The 3,784-nt window shown below is 56.8% G+C and carries 5 protein-coding genes; 2 read left to right on the forward strand and 3 right to left on the reverse strand.

The annotated features are described in order from the left end of the window. Positions 1 to 58: 58 nt before the first annotated feature. Positions 59 to 499 (reverse strand): group II intron maturase-specific domain-containing protein, encoded by a 441-nt coding sequence (locus EAE89_RS22420; protein ID WP_339423549.1) that lies wholly within the window; start codon positions 497 to 499, stop codon positions 59 to 61. A 209-nt stretch (positions 500 to 708) separates the two neighbouring features. Continuing rightward, positions 709 to 2,118 carry a group II intron reverse transcriptase/maturase gene (gene ltrA, locus EAE89_RS22425; RefSeq protein ID WP_214086612.1) on the reverse strand — a complete coding sequence of 470 codons (1,410 nt, stop codon included), beginning with the start codon at positions 2,116 to 2,118 and terminating at the stop codon, positions 709 to 711. On the opposite strand from ltrA, the gene EAE89_RS22430 reads away from it, so the two are divergent. After that, positions 2,009 to 2,284, forward strand: a complete 276-nt coding sequence (locus EAE89_RS22430) for a hypothetical protein (RefSeq protein ID WP_167338268.1) — start codon at positions 2,009 to 2,011, stop codon at positions 2,282 to 2,284. The genes ltrA and EAE89_RS22430 overlap by 110 nt on opposite strands. Positions 2,285 to 2,495: 211 nt before the next feature. On the opposite strand, the gene EAE89_RS22435 is transcribed toward EAE89_RS22430, so the two are convergent. Next, a complete protein-coding gene (locus EAE89_RS22435) occupies positions 2,496 to 3,329 on the reverse strand; it encodes a reverse transcriptase domain-containing protein (protein WP_214086613.1) in 834 nt (277 codons plus the stop codon). Positions 3,330 to 3,543: 214 nt separating this feature from the next. Between EAE89_RS22435 and EAE89_RS22440 the strand changes: the two genes are divergently transcribed. Then, positions 3,544 to 3,784: hypothetical protein (locus tag EAE89_RS22440; protein WP_214086614.1), on the forward strand; the 241-nt coding region annotated here is incomplete at its 3' end.

The following is a 3,784-nucleotide window of genomic DNA, read 5'->3' on the forward strand; positions in this document are numbered from 1 at the left end:
TCACTCCCGCCGTCCTCTCACACCACCGTACATGCGGTTCCGCATACGGCGGTTCATGTTAACGCTGGAACTGCCGTTGCTGTTCCACCAGTGATATTAAGCCATGCCCTCTGAACCACGCTGTCTTTATTGCCTGATTCATGTGACTGGCCCCCGAGTTCCACCATGCTCCGTGGTTGTTATATGCTGAGAGCTTTGCACGATCCTTACTCAGGCCCGCTCTTTGCAGCAGCTTCGCACGGGTTCGCGGTTTCTTCCACTGCCGCCACAGCTGGCAACGCAGTTTCCGTCTGATCCACCCGTCCAGCTCCTCCAGTATTCCCCTGACTTCTGTCAGTCTGAAGTAGCTTATCCAGCCTCGCAGCACTGGCGTCAGTTCATCGATCGTCGCTTTCACTGATTGACTCCGGTTTCCCGTCGTCAGGCTGCGGATTTTATCCTTCAGCCTTTTCACGCTACCCGGCGCTATCTTCAGCTTCGTCTGTTTGTGCCATGTCACACTGTACCCCAGGAACTTTCGCTCCCATGGGCGCGCCACCGCGCTCTTCTTCTCATTTACCTTCAGCTTCAGTTTGTTCTCAAGGAACTCACTGATATCCTTCAGTATATGTTCGCACGCTTTCCGGCTGCTCACGTAGATATTGCGTCGAGTCGCCCCGGGGAACCTCCCCCCAAGGCGCTCACGGAACCGGACGTGAACGTCTCCGCTCATCCGGCTCTTCCCATTGAAGCCTGCCCCCATAGTAGCGGCCAGTGGGCAAACAACCTCGTTTCACTCCGCGCAACACGCGCCAGCCAGTGACTGGCCCGTCTCCGCTGGCCCCGAAGTCGCTTATGTTTACGGGTCAGCCATAACACGAGTTTGCGATCGATTTGCCTCAGCGTTGGATACAGGGCCGATTTATAAAAAGCACCGTAATAATTTATCCAGCCTCTGATTTTCGCATTGAACATATGCGCCAGATCGTACAAGGACTTGTCACTGCGATTTTGCAGACCCCAACTCCTCACCTCCTGACGGATTGCTTTCCCTGCTCTGGCACTCATCGCCGGACTGAAGTTAACGAAGGTCTTACCCCAGCGATTCTTCGACAAACGGGGCCGGAATGTATAGCCCAGAAAGTCGAAGCGCGTCTCTGCGTAATTCCCCCGTCGATCGGCATCTTTACAGTAAACCATCCGGGTCTTCTGCGGATGCAATTCCAGCCCACATTGCGCGAACCGCTGGCCTGCTTTACTTATCAGTGCTTCGGCCTGCGACTGACTGTGACAGTGGCATACAACATCATCGGCATACCTTTCAAAGGGGACGCCGGGAAACTGACGTTTCATCCACATATCAAAGGCATAATGCAGGAACAGATTCGAGATCAGGGGTGAAATCACGCCGCCCTGCGGCGTCCCCCTGTTCCGTACCTGCACCCTTCCATCCGGCATTTGCACCGGCGCCTTCAGCCAGCGTTCGATATACATCACCAACCAGCGTTCCTGTGTGTGATGCCGCACTGCTTTCAGTAACAGGGCATGATCAATATTATCAAAGAAGCCTTTGATATCGATTTCCACAACCCAGTCAAACTTCCAGCAGCGTGTTCTCGCCTGCGCAATCGCCTGGTGAGCAGATTTCCCCGGCCGGTAGCCATACGAGTCGGCATGGAACAGAGGTTCCAGTACAGGCTCAAGTACCTGTTTAACGACCATCTGGGCGATTCTGTCCGACACGGCAGGAATACCAAGCGGACGCACACCACCATCAGCTTTGGGGATCTCCACACGCCTTACCGCCTGCGGCATATAACTGCCCGAAGCCAGTCTGTTCCATAGCTTGTAGAGATTGTCTGCAACATTCTCGTCAAACCCGGCCAGTGTCTGTCCGTCAATACCTGCCGCACCACGGTTAGCTTTCACTCGTTTATACGCTTCCCACACCTGTCGCTTACTCACAGGAAATGGCTTTGCCGATTTTACAGCAGTCCTCCCACCGGCTTTATCGCCCGTGGTTGCTGTCGTGCCATCAGCACAATGGGGCAAGCCCTTTGCTCCAGACCCATTACGGTCCTTCAACGCTACTACGGCTTGCTCCGCCCCTGTACCCCGCATTGGTACTCTGGCGCTCATGGGGCCTCCACTTGCGTTTCTCCCTTCACATCGGGGTGACAGGTTCCCACGTTCCCCACAAGAGCCTGAATCGACTTCACGCCGCCTTTATGCCGGATGCCGCGCAGGCAGTAAACAGGTCGCCCCCTGCGCTTATCCCACAGGAACGACTCCACCATGGTTTTGACATCATCTATACGCTTTCGACACATCATCAACGGTTCACTTTCGTTCGTCTCTTCGATCCCTACCTGATCGGGTCACGCCCGACCTTTTCCCATCTCGCTCACCACCACGTCTCTTAAACGCAGCAGCAGTGGGGGGTTTGGTGCCTGCGCCTGTACGCCGACACCGAGGGGCCTGCCCTCATCTCTTGTGTTGCATAGCTGCACGGGGACTTACGTCCCCGGTGCATGCCTTCGTGGCACACAGTCGTCCGCGTAGCGACCGAAGCTGTGTCCACGACGCTCCAGCTCTTTATCCAGTTCATCCAGCACCATGTTCGACAGCAGCGGCGACAGCGGACCGCCCTGCGGCAGCCCCTCCCCCCGTTTCTCCCTTTCTGCGCCTGTCGCCATGTCCGATTTCAGGTAGCGGCGTATTAACTTCAATACCCGTCTGTCTTTTATCGTCCCGGCAAGCCGCGACATCAGAAGCCTGTGGTCCACACGGTCAAAGAACTTCTCCAGATCGACGTCCACCACCCACCGTTTGCCGCTCTGCATGTAGCGCTGTGCCTGTTGCAACGCCTGCCAGGCGTTGCGGCCCGGCCTGAAGCCGTAGCTGGACTCTGAGAAGTCTTTGTCCACGATAGCGCTTAACTGCTGCGCTATCGCCTGCTGAATGAGCCTGTCCATCACCGTCGGGATACCCAGGGTTCTCACGCCGCCATCCGGCTTCGGGATGTCCATTCTGCGTATCGCCTGCGGCTGGTAGCTGCCTTCGATCAATGCCTGCCTGATGACCGGCCAGTGTTGCTTCAGCCACGGTTTCAACTCCGACGCCTTCAGGTTATCTACCCCTGCCGCGCCTTTGTTTTCCACCACCCGCTGATACGCCAGCATCAGGTTTTCCCTCGTTATCACCGTTTCCATCGTCAACGGCACTTCCGCTTTCGTTTGCCCGCTGGCCGCCGTGCCGGTTTCAGCGCCATCGTGCAGCCCCGACGGATACCGTCCGTCTCTTCTGTACGTGGTCGCAGTTGCCTGCGCTTGTGCTTCATTAATCGGCATCGTGGGTCAGTGTCCTAATCACGGTTAATCATGTTCGGCCCTTCGTGCTGCCGGTTTTGCAGCACTACTACGGCGTCGGCTGACTTCTGTCGCCCCATCCCGGCGCTTCGCAGCACCGGTAGCACAGTGGCAGGGCGGCAGATCTCCCGGGGTAATTCACGCGACTTTCCTGCTTATACCTGTCGGCTCTACGTCACAGCGTTCCGTGTGAGTATTGGGCTTCGGTGATATATGCCACCTTACCCCGCTGCGCCGCCTTAGCCGCTTCCTGTTCGTCAGGCCAGCATTTTGCCTTCGGCTTCCTTCAGATTCCCCTCGCGGTGGACACCCTTGCCGTTCAGCTAACACTTCCCCTCACCGGGTGTGTGGAGGACTTTCACCTCTTAGTCGCTCTTTGGCCACCACAGCTAAAGAACAGCGCCTGTCACGGCGCTACGCGCCATGCCCGGCGCACA

Origin of the sequence: Photorhabdus heterorhabditis (genome assembly GCF_018448905.1) — a bacterium.
Taxonomy (GTDB): domain Bacteria; phylum Pseudomonadota; class Gammaproteobacteria; order Enterobacterales; family Enterobacteriaceae; genus Photorhabdus; species Photorhabdus heterorhabditis.